The organism is Citrobacter sp. RHB36-C18, assembly GCF_013814485.1.
Classification (GTDB): Bacteria; Pseudomonadota; Gammaproteobacteria; order Enterobacterales; family Enterobacteriaceae; genus Citrobacter; species Citrobacter braakii.
The window spans coordinates 1,280,202-1,299,715 of sequence record NZ_CP057125.1; the positions used below are offsets into that span (position 1 = coordinate 1,280,202).

Consider the following 19,514-nt stretch of genomic DNA (forward strand, 5'->3'; position numbering starts at 1 on the left):
ACGGGCCACTACGGCCAGGGATGAAAAATGAAACATTTACGCGTAGCGGCCTGTATGCTGATGCTGGCACTGGTTGGGTGCGATAATAATAACGAAAAATCACCGACGGCTGCGAAGCCTGATGCGCCTGCACCGCAGACTGCGCCAGCAAAAGATAAGGCCCAATTACAAAAGCTGATTCAGCAAAGCCAGGGCAAGTCGCTGACGCTGCTTGATGCCTCCGAGGTCCAGCTCGATGGCGCGGCAACGCTCGTTTTAACCTTTTCCATTCCCCTCGATCCGGAACAAGATTTTTCTCGCGTAGTGCACGTTGTTGATAAAAAAAGCGGCAAAGTGGATGGTGCCTGGGAGCTGGCGCCAAATCTAAAAGAGCTACGCTTACGCCATCTCGAACCTAACCGGGAACTGGTGGTTACCATTGAGCGTGATTTGCTGGCGCTGAATAAAGCGACGTTCGCTATCGATTATGAAAAAAATATTACCACCCGCGACGTCCAGCCAAGCGTAGGGTTCGCTAGTCGCGGCTCGCTGCTGCCGGGAAAAGTGATTGAAGGGTTACCGGTGATGGCCCTTAATGTTGATAGCGTGGATGTAAACTTCTTTCGCGTGAAGCCTGAATCGCTCGGTGCGTTTGTCAGCCAGTGGGAATACCGTAATTCGTTGTCAAACTGGGAGTCAGACAATCTGCTGAAAATGGCGGAGCTGGTTTATACCGGACGCTTTGACCTTAAACCTGAGCGTAACACCCGAGAGAAGCTGCTACTGCCACTGAGCGATATCAAGCCGTTGCAGCAAGCAGGCGTTTACATTGCGGTGATGAATCAGGCCGGACACTATAACTACAGCAATGCTGCTACGCTGTTTACGCTCAGTGACATTGGTGTCTCTGCGCACCGTTACCACAATCAACTGGATGTCTTTACACAGAGTCTGGAAAACGGCGCTGCGCAGCAGGGTATTGAGGTCACGTTACTCAACGAAAAAGGGCAGACGCTGGCGCAGGCGACCAGTGACGCGCAGGGTCACGTCAAGCTGGAAACCGATAAAGACGCGGCCTTATTGCTGGCCCGTAAAGACGGGCAAACCACGCTGCTGGACCTGAAGCTCCCGGCGTTGGATCTGGCTGAATTTGATATTGCCGGCGCGCCGGGATACAGCAAGCAGTTCTTTATGTTTGGCCCCCGTGACCTCTATCGCCCTGGCGAAACGGTGATCCTCAACGGATTACTGCGAGATAGCGACGGCAAAACGCTGCCTGACCAGCCGGTGAAGCTGGAGGTCGTTAAGCCCGACGGACAGGTGTTACGCTCGGTAGTGAGCCAGCCGGAAAACGGTCTGTATCGCTTTAGCTGGCCGCTGGACAGCAGCGCGCCAACCGGCATGTGGCATATTCGTGCCAATACTGGCGACAACCAGTCGCGGATGTGGGATTTCCACGTCGAAGATTTCATGCCTGAGCGGATGGCGCTCAATCTCACCGCCAATAAGATGCCGCTGGCTCCAACTGATGGAGTGAAGTTTTCGGTGGTGGGCTACTACCTGTACGGCGCGCCCGCCAACGGCAATGCTCTGCAAGGGCAGCTTTTCCTGCGCCCGTTGCGGGAAGCGGTGCAGGCATTACCGGGGTTCCAGTTTGGTAATATTGCCGAAGAAAATCTTTCTCGCAGCCTCGATGAGGTTCAGTTGACGCTGGATGACCACGGTCGCGGCGAAGTGACTACCAACAGCCAATGGCAGGAGACGCATTCTCCGTTACAGGTGATTCTGCAAGCCAGCCTGCTGGAGTCGGGTGGCCGTCCGGTGACGCGTCGGGTTGAACAAGCCATCTGGCCTGCGGATACGCTGCCAGGTATTCGTCCGCAGTTTGCGGCGAGAGCCGTATATGACTACCGCACCGATACTACCGTCAATCAGCCTGGCGTAGATGAAAACAGCAATGCCGCTTTTGATATTGTGTATGCCGATGCGCAAGGCGAGAAAAAAGCGGTGTCCGGTTTACAGGTGCGTTTGATCCGTGAACGCCGTGATTATTACTGGAACTGGTCTGAAGGTGAGGGCTGGCAATCGCAGTTCGATCAAAAAGATCTGGTTGAGGGTGAGCAGACCCTGGATCTGAAGGCCGATGAGACCGGTAAAGTCAGCTTCCCGGTCGAGTGGGGTGCCTATCGCCTGGAAGTGAAAGCTCCGAATGATGCGGTGAGCAGCGTGCGCTTCTGGGCTGGTTATAGCTGGCAGGATAACAGCGACGGCAGCGGGGCAGTGCGTCCCGATCGCGTGACCCTGAAACTGGATAAACCCGGCTATCGTCCCGGCGATACCATGAAGCTACACATTGCCGCACCCGCGGCTGGCAAAGGTTACGCGATGGTGGAGTCCAGCGAAGGCCCGCTGTGGTGGCAAGAGATAGACGTACCGACGGATGGTCTTGATATCTCCATCCCGGTCGATAAAACCTGGAATCGCCATGACTTGTATCTCAGCGCGCTGGTGGTTCGTCCTGGCGACAAGTCTCGTTCGGCAACGCCAAAACGGGCAGTCGGCTTACTGCATTTGCCGTTAGGCGATGAAAACCGTCGTCTGGCGCTGGCGCTGGAAAGCCCGGCGAAAATGCGTCCAAATCAGCCGTTGACCGTCAAGATTAAAGCCAGCGTTAAAAATGGCGACGTGCCAAAACAGGTTAACGTGCTGGTCTCAGCCGTTGACAGCGGGGTGTTGAACATTACCGATTACGCCACGCCGGATCCGTGGCAGGCGTTTTTCGGGCAAAAACGCTATGGCGCGGATATTTATGATATTTACGGCCAGGTGATCGAAGGGCAAGGACGTCTGGCGGCGCTGCGCTTTGGTGGTGATGGCGATGAGTTAAAACGCGGCGGCAAGCCACCGGTTAATCACGTCAATATCGTGGCGCAACAGGCGCTGCCAGTGACGCTTAACGAGCAGGGCGAAGGTACGGTGACGTTACCAATTGGTGATTTCAACGGCGAGCTGCGGGTAATGGCGCAAGCCTGGACGGCGGATGACTTTGGCAGTAGCGAAAGCAAAGTGATTGTCGCCGCGCCGGTAATTACTGAACTGAACATGCCGCGCTTTCTGGCGGGGGGCGATACCTCGCGCCTGACGCTGGACGTGACCAACCTGACTGACAAACCGCAAACGCTGATTATTAATCTCGCGGCCAGCGGTTTACTGGAGTTGATGGGGCAAGATCCCGCCCCGGTGAATCTGGCTCCAGGCGTACGGACTACGCTGTTTATTCCGGTGCGTGCGCGGGAGGGCTTTGGCGATGGCGAAATTCAGGCGCAAATTAGCGGTCTGAATCTACCGGGTGAAACGCTGCCTGTTCAGCATAAACAGTGGAAAATTGGCGTGCGACCGGCGTTCCCGGCGCAAACTGTTAATTACGGCGTCGCACTTCAGCCGGGCGCAACCTGGCAGCTTCCGGGCGAAGAACTGACGAATTTCTCTCCTGTGACGATGCAGGGACAACTGCTGTTCAGCGGTAAGCCACCGCTGAATCTGGCGCGCTATATCCGTGAACTGAAAGCTTACCCTTACGGTTGCCTCGAGCAAACGGCGAGCGGGTTGTTCCCATCCTTATACACCAATGCCGCGCAGTTGAAGGCGTTAGGTATCGCGGGCGACAGCGATGAAAAACGCCGTGCGGCAGTAGAGATTGGCATCTCTCGTTTACTGCAAATGCAGCGTGATAACGGCGGTTTTGCGCTGTGGGATAAGAACGGGTCGGAAGAGTACTGGCTGACCGCGTATGTGATGGATTTCCTCGTTCGCGCGAATGAACAGGGCTATAGCGTCCCGGCAGAGGTGATTAACCGGGGTAACGAGCGGCTGCTGCGCTATTTGCAGGATCCGGGCATGATGTCGATTCGCTATACCGACGACGCATCAGCAAGCCGGTTTGCCGTACAGGCCTACGCCGCGCTGGTGCTGGCTCGTCAGCAGAAAGCCCCGCTTGGCGCGCTGCGTGAGATCTGGGAGCGTCGTGCACAGGCGGCTTCCGGTTTACCGCTGTTGCAACTGGGGATAGCGCTGAAAAACATGGGCGACGCCAACCGCAGTGAACAAGCGTTGACGCTGGCGCTGAATACGCCACGTCGCGATGCGCAGCAGTGGATGGCGGATTACGGCAGTCAGCTACGTGACAACGCGCTGATGCTGGCATTGTTGGAAGAGAACAAGCTTAAACCTGACGTGCAGAATACGCTGCTGAACACCTTGTCAGAACAGGCCTTTGGGCAGCGCTGGCTCTCTACTCAGGAAAACAATGCGCTGTTCCTTGCCGCGCGTACGTTACAGGACTTGCCTGGCTCGTGGCAGGCGCAAACGTCACTCTCAGAACAGCCGTTAGCCGGGGAGAAATCACAAACGCGTAATCTGGATGCTGACGCGCTGTCTACGCTGAACGCCACCAATACCGGTAATCTGCCGCTGTGGCTGCGTCTGGATGTGAGTGGTTACCCGCAAACCTCGCCGACGCCTGCCAGCAACGTCCTGCACATTGAGCGTCAGATCCTGGGGCTCGACGGGAACAGCAAAGCGCTGGATTCTCTGCGCAGCGGCGAGCTGGTACTGGTCTGGCTGGAGGTGAAAGCCAGCCAGAACGTGCCGGATGCGCTGGTGGTTGACTTACTGCCAGCCGGCCTGGAGCTGGAAAACCAGAATCTGGCCAACGGCAGCGCCAGTCTGCAGGACAGCGGCAGCGAGGTAGCGAATTTGCTCAATCAGATGCAGCAGGCGGATATCCAGCACGTTGAGTTCCGTGACGATCGCTTTGTCGCCGCGGTAGCGGTCAACGAAGGACAGCCGGTGACGCTGGTCTATCTGGCGCGGGCGGTAACGCCGGGGACCTATCAGGTTCCTGTGCCGCAGGTGGAGTCAATGTATGTTCCGCAGTGGCGCGCGACCGGTGCGACAGAGGGGCTTTTGATTGTCAGACCGTAAATGATGCGCGGGTTGGGGAAACGCGGCTGCTGGCTCTGGCTGGCAGCCGTTGCGCTATTGCTGGTAGCGTGGGTTTGGGCGGCAGATAAAATCTGGCCGCTGCCGCTTCACGAAGTCGATCCGGCACGTGTCGTGGTGGCTTACGATGGTACGCCGCTATGGCGCTTCGCCGACGCGGACGGTATCTGGCGTTATCCGGTGACTATTGATGAGGTGTCCCCCCGTTACCTTGAGGCGTTAATCAACTACGAAGACCGCTGGTTCTGGAAACATCCCGGCGTCAATCCGTTTTCAGTGCTGCGCGCGGCATGGCAGGACCTCTCCTCAGGTCGCGTCGTTTCAGGCGGCAGTACGCTCACCATGCAGGTCGCACGATTGCTCGATCCCCACCCGCGAACTTTCGGCGGCAAGTTCCGCCAGCTCTGGCGCGCATTGCAGCTGGAATGGCATCTTTCTAAGCGCGACATCCTGACGCTATATCTTAACCGTGCGCCGTTTGGCGGCACGCTGCAGGGCGTGGGGGCGGCGAGCTGGGCCTACCTTGGTAAATCTCCCGCACAGTTGAGTTATTCCGATGCCGCGCTGCTGGCCGTGTTGCCGCAGGCACCGAGCCGTCTGCGCCCGGACCGCTGGCCGGATCGCGCTGAAGCGGCGCGCAATAAAGTGCTTGAGCGCATGGCTACGCAGGGCGTTTGGCCTGCCAGACAGGTGCAGGAGTCACGTGAAGAACCGGTCTGGCTGGCGCCCAGACAAATGCCGCAGCTAGCGCCGTTATTCTCGCGCATGATGCTGGGAAAAAGCCGGAGCGATAAAATCGTGACCACCCTTGACGCCGGATTGCAGCGCCAACTGGAAGAGCTGGCGCAAAACTGGAAGGGCCGCTTACCTGCGCGCAGTTCGCTGGCGATGATTGTGGTCGATCACACTGATATGAGCGTGCGTGGCTGGGTGGGGTCGGTAGATATGAATGACGACTCCCGCTTTGGCCATGTGGATATGGTGAATGCGATCCGCTCGCCGGGCTCGGTGCTGAAGCCGTTTATCTATGGTCTGGCGCTGGATGACGGATTAATTCATCCTGCTTCATTGTTGCAGGATGTGCCGCGTCGAACCGGAGATTATCGACCAGGGAATTTTGACAGTGGTTTTCATGGTCCGGTGAGTATGAGCGAAGCGCTGGTGCGCTCGCTAAATTTACCCGCCGTGCAGGTACTTGAAGCCTATGGCCCGAAGCGTTTTGCCGCATCGTTACGTAACGTTGGCTTACCGCTGTATCTGCCCGCAGGTGCCGCACCGAATCTGTCGCTGATTTTGGGCGGGGCAGGGGCCAGACTGGAAGACATGGCGGCGGCGTACAGTGCCTTTGCCCGTCAGGGAAAAGCGGGAAAACTGCGCCTGCAGCCAGACGATCCACTGCTGGAGCGTCCGTTGATGTCGGTAGGCGCGGCGTGGATTATTCGCCGCATTATGGCTGACGAAGCGCAACCGCTGCCGGATAACGCGCTGAGCAGAGTGGTTCCGCTGGCGTGGAAAACGGGTACCAGTTATGGCTATCGCGATGCGTGGGCGATTGGCGTTAACGCCCGTTATGTGATGGGGATCTGGACCGGCAGACCCGACGGTACGCCGGTGGTGGGCCAGTTTGGTTTTGCCAGCGCCGTGCCGCTGCTCAATCAGGTCAACAATCTTTTGCTCTCTCGCGGGACAAATCAGCCGGAGGATCCGCGCCCTGAATCTGTTAGCCGCGGCGTAGTGTGCTGGCCGGGCGGGCAGTCACTTGCTCCGGGAGACAGCAACTGTCGACGCCGTCTGGCAACCTGGCTGCTGGAGGGCAGCCAGCCGCCCACGTTGTTATTGCCCGAACAGGAGGGTGTGAGTGGCATTCGTTTCCCCGTCTGGCTGGATGATGAAGGCAAACGTGTGGCGGCGGATTGCCCGCAGGCGCGCGAACAAACGTTAATCGTCTGGCCTTTACCGCTGGAGCCATGGTTGCCGGAGTCAGAGCGCCGTGGGGCGAGATTACCGCCGGTTTCTGCCACGTGTCCGCCGCTGGGGCAGGATGCTTCGCTGCCGTTGCAGTTGACAGGGGTTCGTGATGGCGCGATCGTGAAGCGTTTACCCGGCTCTGCGCTGGCCTCATTGCCGGTACAAACCAGCGGTGGGACTGGCGATCGCTGGTGGTTTCTTAACGGTGAACGGCTGGATGAACGCGGACGCCGTCTTACGCTACGGCTGGCGACCAAAGGGGATTATCAACTGCTGGTGATGGATGACGCCGGACAGGTGGCGACGGTGAGATTTTCGTTGCAGTAGACCACCAGGTGACTTTTGTTGCTAAAATTCATCTTATTTTAAAGAAATGTTATCTTCGTCAATAGTCAATTGCCGGGATGCTCTTTATAATCCGCGCCAGGTAAACAACAACAAAACATCTTTTTCAGAGGTAATCATGGCTATTGAACGTACTTTTTCCATCATCAAACCAAACGCGGTGGCAAAAAACGTTATTGGGAGCATCTTTGCGCGCTTTGAAGCAGCAGGGTTCAAAATTGTCGGTACTAAAATGCTGCACCTGACCGTTGAGCAGGCGCGTGGCTTCTATGCTGAGCATGATGGTAAGCTGTTCTTTGACGGTCTGGTTGAATTCATGACCTCCGGTCCGATCGTTGTTTCTGTTCTGGAAAGCGAAAATGCCGTACAGCGTCACCGTGATCTGCTGGGTGCAACCAACCCGGCGAATGCGCTGGCGGGTACTCTGCGTGCAGACTACGCTGACAGCTTCACTGAGAACGGTACTCACGGTTCCGACTCCGTTGAATCTGCCGCGCGTGAAATCGCCTATTTCTTCGGTGAAGGCGAGGTTTGCCCGCGCACGCGCTAATCTCCTGAGTCTTTCACATCGCATAGTTTTCTATGCTTTCGGGGAGGCTCGAACGTGCCGCTTTCCTGCGATGCGAAATCCTTTGGAGAGGAATTAGCGATTTACATATTATTTTCGCTAATGCTTCGTGCAAACGTGGCATCCCTGCGCCAGACTTTGTACAATGCAACGCCCCGGAAGAGCAGAACGCTTGCCGGGGCGTTTCTTTTTAACCCTCCACGGGCCACAACGTGTAACAACGAGGCCGGAAAAAATTATGTCTGAATTAGTTAACACCTCTGAAGTCGTCATTCCTGCGGTTCCAAATAAAAATGGAAAAATCAACCTGCTGGATCTGAACCGTCAGCAAATGCGCGAATTCTTCAAAGATATGGGTGAAAAACCGTTTCGTGCCGATCAGGTCATGAAGTGGATGTACCACTATTGCAGCGACAACTTTGATGACATGACTGACATCAATAAGGTGCTGCGTAACAAGCTGAAAGAAGTGGCTGAAATTCGCGCCCCGGAAGTGGTGGAAGAGCAGCGTTCTTCTGACGGTACGATCAAATGGGCCATCGCGGTTGGCGATCAGCGCGTAGAAACCGTGTATATCCCGGAAGACGATCGCGCGACCCTGTGTGTTTCTTCACAGGTCGGTTGTGCATTAGAGTGTAAATTCTGCTCTACGGCGCAACAGGGCTTTAACCGTAACCTGCGGGTGTCGGAAATCATTGGTCAGGTCTGGCGTGCGGCGAAAATCGTCGGTGCGGTGAAAGCTACCGGCGTGCGTCCTATCACTAACGTAGTGATGATGGGGATGGGTGAGCCGCTGCTCAACCTGACCAACGTGGTGCCAGCGATGGAAATCATGCTGGATGACTTCGGTTTTGGGCTGTCCAAGCGTCGCGTCACGCTCTCCACCTCAGGCGTTGTCCCTGCGCTGGATAAGCTGGGCGATATGATTGATGTCGCGCTGGCGATTTCTCTGCATGCGCCGAACGATGAAATTCGTGACGAAATTGTACCTATCAACAAAAAGTACAATATCGAAACATTCCTTGGCGCAGTTCGTCGTTATCTGGAGAAGTCCAACGCTAACCAGGGTCGAGTGACCATTGAGTATGTGATGTTAGATCACATCAATGATGGTACTGAACACGCGCATCAGTTGGCAGAGTTGCTGAAAGATACGCCGTGTAAGATTAACCTGATCCCGTGGAACCCGTTCCCAGGCGCGCCATATGGCCGTAGCTCTAACAGCCGTATCGATCGTTTCTCCAAAGTGTTGATGAGCTATGGTTTCACTACCATCGTGCGTAAAACACGTGGCGATGACATCGATGCAGCCTGCGGTCAACTGGCGGGTGATGTTATCGACCGTACCAAGCGTACTCTGCGTAAGCGTATGCAGGGCGACGCTATCGATATCAAGACCGTTTGATGTTGGGTGCACTACGGTATAATTCATGTACCGTAGTGCAACGTAAGCCAAATGAGGTTCTTTGTTGTTGTTGTCAGGTCAATAATAACGGTGCGTTTTTGTCGACTTTAAGGCAGTATGTAACGGCGCAACAAGCCTTTAGCCCTCAGGTTTACGTTGTTTTGTCTTTGATAGTCTGACCGTTTTATACTGTCTGACGAAGGTTAACTGACCAGATGTTTCGCGGTGTGGGTGAGCATTGTGGCTCGCCGGCATCAGAACCCAAATTTACGCAGCTGTAGCGAATGAATACTGAAGCCACGCACGACAAAAATGAAGCACTATCCACCGGCGTTCGTCTGCGCAATGCCCGTGAACAACTCGGATTCAGCCAGCAGGCAGTCGCGGAGCGACTTTGCCTGAAGGTCTCCACGGTACGTGATATTGAAGAAGATAAGGCACCAGCCGATCTCGCTTCAACATTCCTGCGCGGGTATATCCGTTCTTATGCGCGTCTGGTGCATATTCCTGAAGAAGAACTGTTGCCAGGGCTGGAAAAACAGGCTCCGATTCGCCCAGCCAAAGTCGCACCGATGCAGAGCTTCTCGCTCGGTAAGCGTCGTAAAAAACGCGACGGCTGGTTAATGACCTTTACCTGGCTGGTGCTGTTTGTCGTTGTCGGACTGACGGGAGCCTGGTGGTGGCAGAACCATAAAGCGCAGCAGGAAGAGATCACCACCATGGCCGATCAATCCTCCGCTGAGCTGAATGCCGGTAAAGATGGTGCGCAGAACGTACCGTTAGATACCAGCGCCACAGCGGGCCAGGGTACTACCCCGGCTCCAGACGATGGCGCGGTGGCGGACGCAACGCCTACGCCAGATGTTGCTGCAACCCCGGCACCTGCCGCTGATGCGCAGCAGAATGCCGTTGTGGCACCTTCTCAGGCTAACGTCGATACCGCAACTGCTGCGCCACCTACCGCGGCGCCGCTGCCGACTGACCAGGCGGGTGTCACTACCCCTGCCGCCGATCCTAACGCACTGGTAATGAACTTTACCGCCGATTGCTGGCTGGAAGTGACCGATGCGACCGGAAAAAAACTGTTCAGTGGTATGCAGCGTAAGGACGGCAATCTGAATCTGACGGGTCAGGCGCCGTACAAACTGAAAATTGGCGCTCCGGCGGCAGTGCAGATTCAGTTCCAGGGTAAACCTGTCGATCTGAGTCGTTTTATCAGAACTAACCAGGTTGCGCGTCTGACCGTTAATGCCGAACAATCACCGGCTCAGTAACAGACGGCAATGCGGGAGATTTTTTAATGCATAACCAGGCTCCAATTCAACGTAGAAAATCGACACGCATTTACGTTGGGAACGTGCCGATCGGCGATGGCGCGCCCATCGCCGTACAGTCTATGACCAATACGCGTACCACCGATGTGGAAGCGACGGTTAATCAGATCAAAGCGCTGGAACGCGTCGGCGCAGATATTGTTCGTGTCTCTGTACCGACAATGGATGCCGCAGAAGCGTTCAAGCTTATCAAACAGCAGGTTAATGTCCCGCTGGTTGCCGATATTCACTTCGACTATCGTATCGCGCTGAAGGTGGCGGAATACGGCGTCGATTGCCTGCGTATCAACCCAGGCAATATCGGTAATGAAGAGCGTATCCGCATGGTAGTGGACTGCGCTCGTGATAAAAATATTCCTATCCGTATCGGCGTCAACGCCGGATCGCTGGAAAAAGATCTGCAGGAAAAATACGGTGAACCGACGCCGCAGGCGCTGCTGGAATCCGCTATGCGCCATGTGGATCACCTCGATCGTCTGAACTTCGATCAATTCAAAGTCAGCGTTAAAGCGTCTGATGTTTTCCTCGCCGTAGAATCCTATCGCCTGCTGGCGAAACAGATCGATCAACCGCTGCATTTGGGGATCACCGAAGCCGGTGGCGCACGCAGCGGGGCGGTAAAATCAGCGATCGGTTTAGGATTGCTGTTGTCCGAAGGGATCGGCGATACGCTGCGTGTCTCTCTGGCAGCGGATCCGGTGGAAGAGATCAAAGTTGGCTTCGATATCCTGAAATCGCTGCGCATTCGTGCGCGCGGGATCAACTTTATCGCCTGCCCAACCTGCTCGCGTCAGGAGTTCGACGTTATCGGTACGGTGAACGCGCTGGAACAACGTCTGGAAGATATCATTACGCCAATGGATGTTTCGATCATCGGCTGCGTGGTGAACGGTCCTGGCGAAGCGCTGGTTTCTACGCTGGGCGTGACGGGCGGTAACAAGAAAAGCGGTCTGTATGAAGACGGCGTGCGTAAGGATCGACTCGATAACGACGATATGATTACGCAGCTTGAAGCCCGCATTCGCGCCAAAGCGAGTATCCTGGACGAAGCGCGTCGTATTGACGTGCAGCAGCTTGAAAAATAACAACGTGATGGGAAGCGGCGTGCTTCCCGTGTATGATTGAACCCGCATGGCGCCCGCATTGTTCGGGTTAGCGCTGAGGGTTCATTTTTATATTCATAAAGAGAATAAACGTGGCAAAAAACATTCAAGCCATTCGCGGCATGAACGATTATCTGCCTGGCGAAACCGCCATCTGGCAGCGCATTGAAGGCACTCTCAAAAACGTGCTCGGCAGCTACGGTTACAGTGAAATCCGCTTGCCGATTGTAGAGCAGACCCCGTTATTCAAACGCGCGATCGGTGAAGTCACCGACGTGGTTGAAAAAGAGATGTATACCTTTGAGGACCGTAATGGCGACAGCCTGACGTTGCGTCCTGAAGGGACTGCGGGCTGCGTACGCGCCGGCATCGAACATGGTCTCCTGTACAATCAGGAACAGCGTCTGTGGTATATCGGGCCGATGTTCCGCCACGAACGTCCGCAAAAAGGGCGCTATCGTCAATTCCATCAGTTGGGTGTCGAAGTGTTTGGCCTGCAAGGCCCGGACATCGATGCTGAACTGATTATGCTGACCGCTCGCTGGTGGCGCGCGCTGGGTATTTCTCAACATGTCAGCCTTGAGCTGAACTCAATTGGTTCGCTTGAAGCCCGCGCTAACTACCGTGATGCGCTGGTCGCCTACCTGGAACAGCACAAAGAGAAACTGGACGAAGACTGCAAGCGCCGTATGTACACTAACCCGCTGCGCGTTCTCGACTCCAAAAACCCGGAAGTACAGGCGCTGCTCAACGACGCACCTGCACTGGGCGACTATCTTGATGACGACTCTCGCGAGCACTTTGCGGGCCTGTGCAAACTGCTGGAATCCGCAGGTATTGCCTACACCGTCAATCAGCGTCTGGTTCGTGGTCTTGATTATTACAACCGCACCGTATTTGAGTGGGTCACCAGCAGCCTGGGCTCTCAGGGTACAGTGTGTGCCGGTGGGCGTTACGACGGTCTGGTAGAGCAACTTGGCGGTCGCGCAACGCCGGCCGTAGGCTTTGCCATGGGTCTGGAACGACTTGTTTTGTTGGTTCAGGCAGTTAATCCGGAATTTAACGCAGATCCTGTTGTCGATATATACCTGGTCGCTTCGGGGGCGGATACGCAGTCGGCGGCAATGCGGCTTGCAGAACGTCTGCGCGATGAAGTTCCTGGTGTGAAACTGATGACAAACCACGGTGGCGGCAACTTTAAGAAACAGTTCGCCCGCGCCGACAAGTGGGGCGCCCGCGTTGCACTGGTACTGGGCGAGTCCGAAGTGGCTGACGGTACTGTTGTAGTGAAGGATTTGCGCTCTGGTGAGCAAACGGCAGTAGCGCAGGATAGCGTTGCCGCGCATTTGCGCACTCTACTGGGCTAAGGAGAAGGACAGCGTGGAAATTTACGAGAACGAAAACGACCAGATTGATGCAGTAAAACGCTTCTTTGCTGAAAACGGCAAAGCGCTGGCTGTTGGGGTCATTTTAGGGGTTGGCGCGCTGGTTGGCTGGCGTTACTGGACCAGCCATCAGACGGAGTCCGCACGCTCTGCTTCTCTGGCATATCAAAATACGGTGACTGCGGTTAGCGCGGGTAAACCGGATAGTCTTCCTGCTGCAGAGAAATTTGCCGCAGAAAACAAAAATACCTACGGCGCGTTAGCTTCACTGGAACTGGCGCAGCAGTTTGTTGACCAAAATGAACTTGAGAAAGCCGCAAGCCAGCTGCAACAAGGCTTAGCAGCGACCAGCGATGAGAATCTCAAAGCGGTGATTAACCTGCGTCTGGCTCGTGTTCAGGTTCAGCTTAAACAGGCTGATACCGCGCTGAAAACACTCGACACCATTAAAGGTGAAGGGTGGACGGCCATTGTTGCCGACCTGCGCGGTGAAGCATTGCTGAGCAAAGGCGATAAACAAGGTGCGCGTAGCGCATGGGAAGCGGGCGTGAAAAGCGATGCCTCTCCTGCTCTGAGCGAAATGATGCAGATGAAAATCAATAATTTGTCCATCTGAGAGGGACCCGATGCAATTGCGTAAATTACTTCTGCCAGGGCTGCTTTCCGTTACCCTATTGAGCGGCTGTTCACTGTTTAGTGGCGAAGAAGATGTCGTTAAGATGTCCCCATTACCGGTGGTTGAAAACCAGTTTACTCCGTCTACGGACTGGAGCACCTCTGTAGGTAACGGTATTGGTGATTTCTATTCCAATCTTCATCCTGCGCTGGCGGATAACGTTGTCTATGCAGCTGATCGCGCTGGCGTCGTTAAGGCGTTGAATGCGGACGACGGCAAAGAAGTCTGGTCTGTTAATCTGGGTGAGAAAGACGGCTGGTTCTCCCGCGCATCTGCACAGCTTTCTGGCGGTGTAACCGTGTCCGGTGGCCATGTTTACATTGGCAGCGAAAAAGCGCAGGTTTATGCGCTGAACACCAGCGATGGTACCACCGCATGGCAGACGAAAGTTGCCGGTGAAGCGCTGTCTCGTCCTGTTGTGAGCGATGGCGTGGTATTAATCCACACCAGTAACGGTCAGTTGCAGGCCTTGAACGAAGCTGATGGCGCTATCAAATGGACCGTTAACCTCGACATGCCTTCACTGTCTTTGCGCGGCGAATCTGCCCCAGCGACCGCCTTTGGCGCAGCTATCGTTGGCGGTGATAACGGCCGCGTAAGCGCCGTGCTGATGCAGCAGGGCCAGATGATTTGGCAGCAGCGTATTTCTCAGGCGACAGGTCCAACGGAAATCGATCGTCTGAGCGACGTTGATACCACGCCGGTTATCGTCAATGGCGTTGTCTACGCGCTGGCTTATAATGGTAACCTGACGGCGCTGGATCTGCGCAGCGGTCAGATCATGTGGAAACGTGAACTGGGCTCAGTGAATGATTTCATCGTCGACGGTAACCGTATCTACCTGGTAGACCAGAACGACCGTGTACTGGCGCTGACCACCGACGGCGGTGTGACGCTGTGGACGCAAAGCGATCTGCTGCACCGTCTGCTGACGTCCCCGGTATTGTATAACGGCAATCTGGTTGTGGGTGATAGCGAAGGCTACCTGCACTGGATTAACGTTGACGATGGCCGCTTTGTCGCCCAGCAGAAAGTTGACAGCTCTGGTTTCCTGACCGAGCCGGTCTCTGCTGATGGTAAACTGCTGATCCAGGCGAAAGACGGTACGCTGTACTCTATTACGCGTTAATCGTCCCGGCCGCTCGCTTTGAAAAACGGCTCCTGGTGCAGGGGCCGTTTTACTGTTTTTAACAACGGCGCAAAAAATGTGCCCGTTGTCTGATGATTTATTAAATGAGGCTTTAAACATGGTACCTGTGGTCGCGCTTGTCGGGCGCCCTAACGTTGGCAAATCCACGTTATTTAACCGTCTAACTCGCACCCGAGATGCGCTGGTTGCGGATTTCCCGGGTCTGACTCGTGACCGTAAGTACGGTCGTGCGGAAATTGAAGGCCGCGAGTTTATCTGTATTGATACCGGCGGTATTGATGGCACCGAAGACGGTGTAGAAACCCGCATGGCGGAACAGTCGCTGTTGGCGATCGAAGAAGCGGACGTTGTGCTGTTCATGGTAGATGCACGTGCTGGCCTGATGCCTGCGGATGAAGCCATTGCGAAACATCTGCGTTCGCGCCAGAAACCGACGTTCCTGGTAGCCAACAAAACTGACGGACTCGATCCTGATCAGGCGGTCGTCGATTTCTACTCGCTGGGTCTGGGTGAAATTTATCCGATCGCGGCATCCCATGGTCGTGGCGTTCTCAGCCTGCTGGAGCATGTTCTGCTGCCGTGGATGGATGACGTTGCTCCTCAGGAAGAGGTGGATGAAGATGCAGAATATTGGGCGCAACTGGAAGCCGAAGAGAACGGCGAAGAAGAGCCTGAAGATGACTTCAACCCGCAGGATCTGCCGATCAAACTGGCGATTGTTGGTCGCCCGAACGTAGGTAAGTCCACGCTTACTAACCGTATTCTCGGCGAAGACCGCGTAGTGGTTTACGACATGCCGGGGACCACGCGTGACAGTATTTATATCCCGATGCAACGCGATGAGCGCGAATATGTTCTCATCGATACCGCGGGCGTGCGTAAGCGCGGCAAAATTACCGAAGCAGTAGAAAAATTCTCAGTTATCAAAACGCTGCAGGCGATTGAAGATGCCAACGTGGTGATGCTGGTGATTGATGCGCGCGAAGGTATTTCCGATCAGGACCTGTCGCTGCTGGGCTTTATCCTCAATAGTGGGCGTTCACTTGTAATTGTGGTCAACAAGTGGGATGGCCTGACGCAGGAAGTGAAAGAGCAGGTCAAAGAGACTTTGGACTTCCGTCTGGGCTTTATTGATTTTGCGCGTGTACACTTCATCTCTGCGCTGCACGGCAGCGGCGTGGGTAATCTGTTTGAATCGGTCCGCGAAGCGTATGACAGCTCTACCCGTCGCGTCAGCACCGCGATGCTGACGCGTATTATGACTATGGCGGCAGAAGATCATCAGCCGCCGCTGGTGCGTGGTCGTCGTGTGAAGCTGAAATATGCCCACGCCGGTGGTTATAACCCACCAATCGTGGTGATTCACGGCAACCAGGTCAAAGACCTGCCGGATTCCTACAAGCGCTATCTGATGAACTATTTCCGTAAGTCTTTGGATGTAATGGGGACGCCGATCCGCATTCAGTTCAAAGAAGGGGAAAACCCGTTTGCGAACAAACGCAATACACTGACGCCGACGCAGATGCGTAAACGTAAGCGTTTGATAAAACACATCAAAAAAAGCAAGTAACCGTTGCTGATGCTGATAAAAACCCGTGCTTGTCGCGGGTTTTTTTTCGAAGTTCCATCGCCAGCCTCAGCCCGTGCGATGTCAATCACTATTCATTTTTTACCAAGTTTAAATCTAAGAAAGTAGACATTTGTCGAGTTTTCGTCTTAAAGTCCGGGGGCTGGTACTAGACAAAACTAGCCTTAGGTTATCAAATGGTTAAATAAATTTTCGCTGCATGTAAAAAATCGGTCAGATACGTAACTGGCTGGCGTACATCGCGGTGTTTACACACACGACGACATAACTTTCGGGAGAATTATGCAATCCTCTGTTAATCAAAAAGAAAGCCGAACTTTCTTCGGCCATCCTTATCCGCTCGGCTCGCTGTTCTTCACAGAGATGTGGGAGCGCTTCTCGTTTTATGGCATTCGCCCGTTACTGATCCTGTTTATGGCTGCTACCGTTTATGACGGCGGCATGGGGCTGGCACGTGAAAATGCCTCGGCGATTGTGGGTATCTTTGCCGGTACGATGTACCTCGCTGCGCTGCCGGGTGGCTGGCTGGCGGATAATTGGCTCGGCCAACAGAAAGCGGTGTGGTACGGTTCCATCCTGATTGCCCTCGGCCATCTGTCAATTGCGCTCTCCGCCATTATGGGGAACAACCTGTTCTTTATTGGTCTGATGTTTATCGTGCTCGGTTCCGGTCTGTTTAAGACCTGTATTTCGGTCATGGTTGGCACGCTGTATAAAAAAGGCGATGCGCGTCGCGACGGCGGTTTCTCGCTGTTCTACATGGGCATCAACATGGGGTCGTTTATCGCGCCGCTGATTTCCGGCTGGCTGATTAAAACCCACGGCTGGCACTGGGGCTTTGGTATCGGTGGTATCGGGATGTTGGTGGCGTTGATCATTTTCCGTGTATTTGCCGTTCCATCAATGAAACGCTATGACAGCGAAGTGGGGCTCGACTCCACCTGGAATAGCCCGGTAGTGAAACGTAACGGTGTGGGCGCGTGGCTGCTGGCGCTGGCCGTCGGTGCGGCGGTTATCGTTACGCTGATAGCGCAGGGCGTGATTGTAATTAATCCGGTCGCGGTTGCCAGCATGCTGGTGTACGTGATTGCAGCCTCCGTTGCACTCTACTTTATCTACCTGTTCATCTTTGCCGGTCTGAACCGTAAAGAGCGTGCCAGACTGCTGGTCTGCTTTATCCTGCTGGTTTCCGCCGCGTTCTTCTGGTCCGCGTTTGAGCAGAAGCCAACCTCATTCAACCTGTTCGCCAACGACTACACTAACCGTATGATCGGTGATTTTGAAATTCCGGCGGTCTGGTTCCAGTCGATAAACGCGCTGTTTATTATCCTGCTGGCACCGGTCTTTAGCTGGGCATGGCCGAAGCTGGCAAGCATGAACATTCGCCCGAGTAGCATCACCAAGTTTGTTATCGGTATCCTCTTTGCGGCGGCAGGCTTTGGTCTGATGATGCTGGCGGCGCAAAACGTTCTCAGTAACGGCGGGGCAGGCGTTTCTCCATTCTGGCTGGTGGGCAGTATACTGATGCTGACGCTTGGCGAGCTGTGCCTGAGTCCGATCGGTCTGGCGACAATGACGCTGCTGGCGCCGGAAAGAATGCGCGGGCAGATGATGGGCCTGTGGTTCTGCGCCAGTGCGCTGGGCAACCTGGCCGCAGGTTTGATTGGCGGTCATGTGAAGGCTGACCAACTGGATATGCTGCCGGATCTCTTCGCACGCTGCTCGATTGCGCTGCTGATCTGTGCTGCGGTACTGATCATCCTCATTGTTCCGATTCGTCGCATGCTGGAGAATACGCAAACTAAACCGGCAACTAGCGCCTGATAACACCTCGATTGTGCCGGGGCAGACGTTATGTCCCGGCTATTCAATTAACGAGGTAAGAGCATGCTGTTAGGATTTGTTGGGCTTGGTGCCGTCGTTGAAACGGCATACTTGCCCGCATTACGTAATATGTTCGGTGATGCACTACGCTGTGTGGGATTTGATGTTCAACCCGCAAAGCAGCCCGCAGACGTGACACGCTGTGCGTCGCTCGCTGAACTTCTTGCAATGCCGCTTGATACCCTGTTTATTACCACCGCATCCCTGTATCACCTCGATGTGCTTGAACAGGCGCTGGCGGCTCCCATCGCTCGTATCGTGGTCGAAAAGCCTATTGTCGCCACGCTTTCCCAAATTGAAAAACTGAAAACGCTGCTGGCTCAACCGGATGCTGCCAACCGCGTGCTGGCACTCGACCATTGGATGGCACGCAATGGCGCAATGCAGCTGGCGTTGGGCAAACTCGGAGCGCAGTGGCAGGGCGATAATCCGCAACAGGCACTTGTCTCTCATTTTTCACACATTGTTAAAATCGACGGTTTTTTGCAGGAACCGAGCGGGTTTAACGCTGTTGGAGAACCCATTGCGCTTAACTTTGCCACCGGTGAGCCGGATACCCGTGAGCTTCGTCATCCGGACGGTGTGATTCTGGACATTGGCACACATGTACTGGCAATGCTGCGTGAAACAGTGCGTTACCTGGGCGGTAATGACAGTATGACCTTGCAGGTGAAGAGCGCTAAAGACCGTCTGGGACGAAATATTGTAGAGGGCGACCTGACCACAGCAGAAGGAGAGGCGCATCTGCAGGGACAGATTAGCGGCATTCCGCTGGACATCTGGCTGAATAAATACGCGGGGCCGGCTGGCGGACAAAAAGGCCTGCGCCTTTGTCTGCGCGATGGTCGTGTCATTAGCCATGATCGCCGTGGTGTCGAGGATGTGCTCGAATTGATTGACGGTGATGTTGTACAACGCTGGAGTCTGCCTGGTAGCGTATATGCCCATTGTCTGGCGGAGCATATTCTGGGCGCGCAAAGTCTGTTTGAACGCAGCCCACAGGAAGTGAGCCGCACGACGCAGCGCAGGCTGGAGGAAGTGGAGTGCCTGTTAACGTTACAGCAGCAGTTACGCGGGCGGCATTAAACGCATCGTGTTAAACTCAGCGCAGTAATGGATCCCTGTACT

General features: G+C 54.9%; 12 protein-coding genes. All 12 read left to right on the forward strand.

Annotated features, from left to right (window positions below; genetic code table 11):
• Positions 1-27: 27 nt before the first annotated feature.
• On the forward strand, positions 28-4,962 hold the full coding sequence (locus HVZ52_RS06050) for an alpha-2-macroglobulin (RefSeq protein WP_181598998.1): 4,935 nt from the start codon (positions 28-30) through the stop codon (positions 4,960-4,962).
• On the forward strand, positions 4,963-7,275 hold the full coding sequence (gene pbpC / locus HVZ52_RS06055) for a peptidoglycan glycosyltransferase PbpC (RefSeq protein WP_181598999.1): 2,313 nt from the start codon (positions 4,963-4,965) through the stop codon (positions 7,273-7,275).
• Positions 7,276-7,411: 136 nt separating this feature from the next.
• A complete protein-coding gene (ndk, locus tag HVZ52_RS06060) occupies positions 7,412-7,843 on the forward strand; it encodes a nucleoside-diphosphate kinase (RefSeq protein WP_181599000.1) in 432 nt (143 codons plus the stop codon).
• A 256-nt stretch (positions 7,844-8,099) separates the two neighbouring features.
• The gene (locus tag HVZ52_RS06065) at positions 8,100-9,266 is read left to right on the forward strand and encodes a bifunctional tRNA (adenosine(37)-C2)-methyltransferase TrmG/ribosomal RNA large subunit methyltransferase RlmN (RefSeq protein WP_016154002.1); all 1,167 of its coding nucleotides are present in this window, start codon (positions 8,100-8,102) and stop codon (positions 9,264-9,266) included.
• A gap of 284 nt (positions 9,267-9,550) precedes the next feature.
• Entirely contained in the window at positions 9,551-10,540 is a 990-nt protein-coding gene (rodZ, locus tag HVZ52_RS06070) for a cytoskeleton protein RodZ (protein WP_181599001.1), read from the forward strand.
• Positions 10,541-10,566: 26 nt separating this feature from the next.
• Positions 10,567-11,685, forward strand: coding sequence for a flavodoxin-dependent (E)-4-hydroxy-3-methylbut-2-enyl-diphosphate synthase (gene ispG / locus HVZ52_RS06075; protein WP_016154000.1), 1,119 nt, complete (start codon positions 10,567-10,569; stop codon positions 11,683-11,685).
• Positions 11,686-11,795: 110 nt separating this feature from the next.
• The gene (gene hisS, locus HVZ52_RS06080; protein ID WP_019077380.1) at positions 11,796-13,070 is read left to right on the forward strand and encodes a histidine--tRNA ligase; all 1,275 of its coding nucleotides are present in this window, start codon (positions 11,796-11,798) and stop codon (positions 13,068-13,070) included.
• A gap of 13 nt (positions 13,071-13,083) precedes the next feature.
• Positions 13,084-13,704, forward strand: a complete 621-nt coding sequence (locus HVZ52_RS06085; RefSeq protein ID WP_016157128.1) for a YfgM family protein — start codon at positions 13,084-13,086, stop codon at positions 13,702-13,704.
• 10 nt (positions 13,705-13,714) lie between these two features.
• Complete coding sequence (gene bamB / locus HVZ52_RS06090; protein ID WP_016153997.1) at positions 13,715-14,893, forward strand: outer membrane protein assembly factor BamB; 1,179 nt, start codon at positions 13,715-13,717, stop codon at positions 14,891-14,893.
• 118 nt (positions 14,894-15,011) lie between these two features.
• Positions 15,012-16,484 (forward strand): ribosome biogenesis GTPase Der, encoded by a 1,473-nt coding sequence (der, locus tag HVZ52_RS06095; RefSeq protein ID WP_016153996.1) that lies wholly within the window; start codon positions 15,012-15,014, stop codon positions 16,482-16,484.
• Positions 16,485-16,784: 300 nt separating this feature from the next.
• Positions 16,785-18,326 carry a peptide MFS transporter gene (locus tag HVZ52_RS06100; protein ID WP_016157127.1) on the forward strand — a complete coding sequence of 514 codons (1,542 nt, stop codon included), beginning with the start codon at positions 16,785-16,787 and terminating at the stop codon, positions 18,324-18,326.
• 63 nt (positions 18,327-18,389) lie between these two features.
• Positions 18,390-19,472 (forward strand): Gfo/Idh/MocA family oxidoreductase, encoded by a 1,083-nt coding sequence (locus tag HVZ52_RS06105; protein WP_101700126.1) that lies wholly within the window; start codon positions 18,390-18,392, stop codon positions 19,470-19,472.
• The last annotated feature ends 42 nt before the right edge of the window (positions 19,473-19,514 follow it).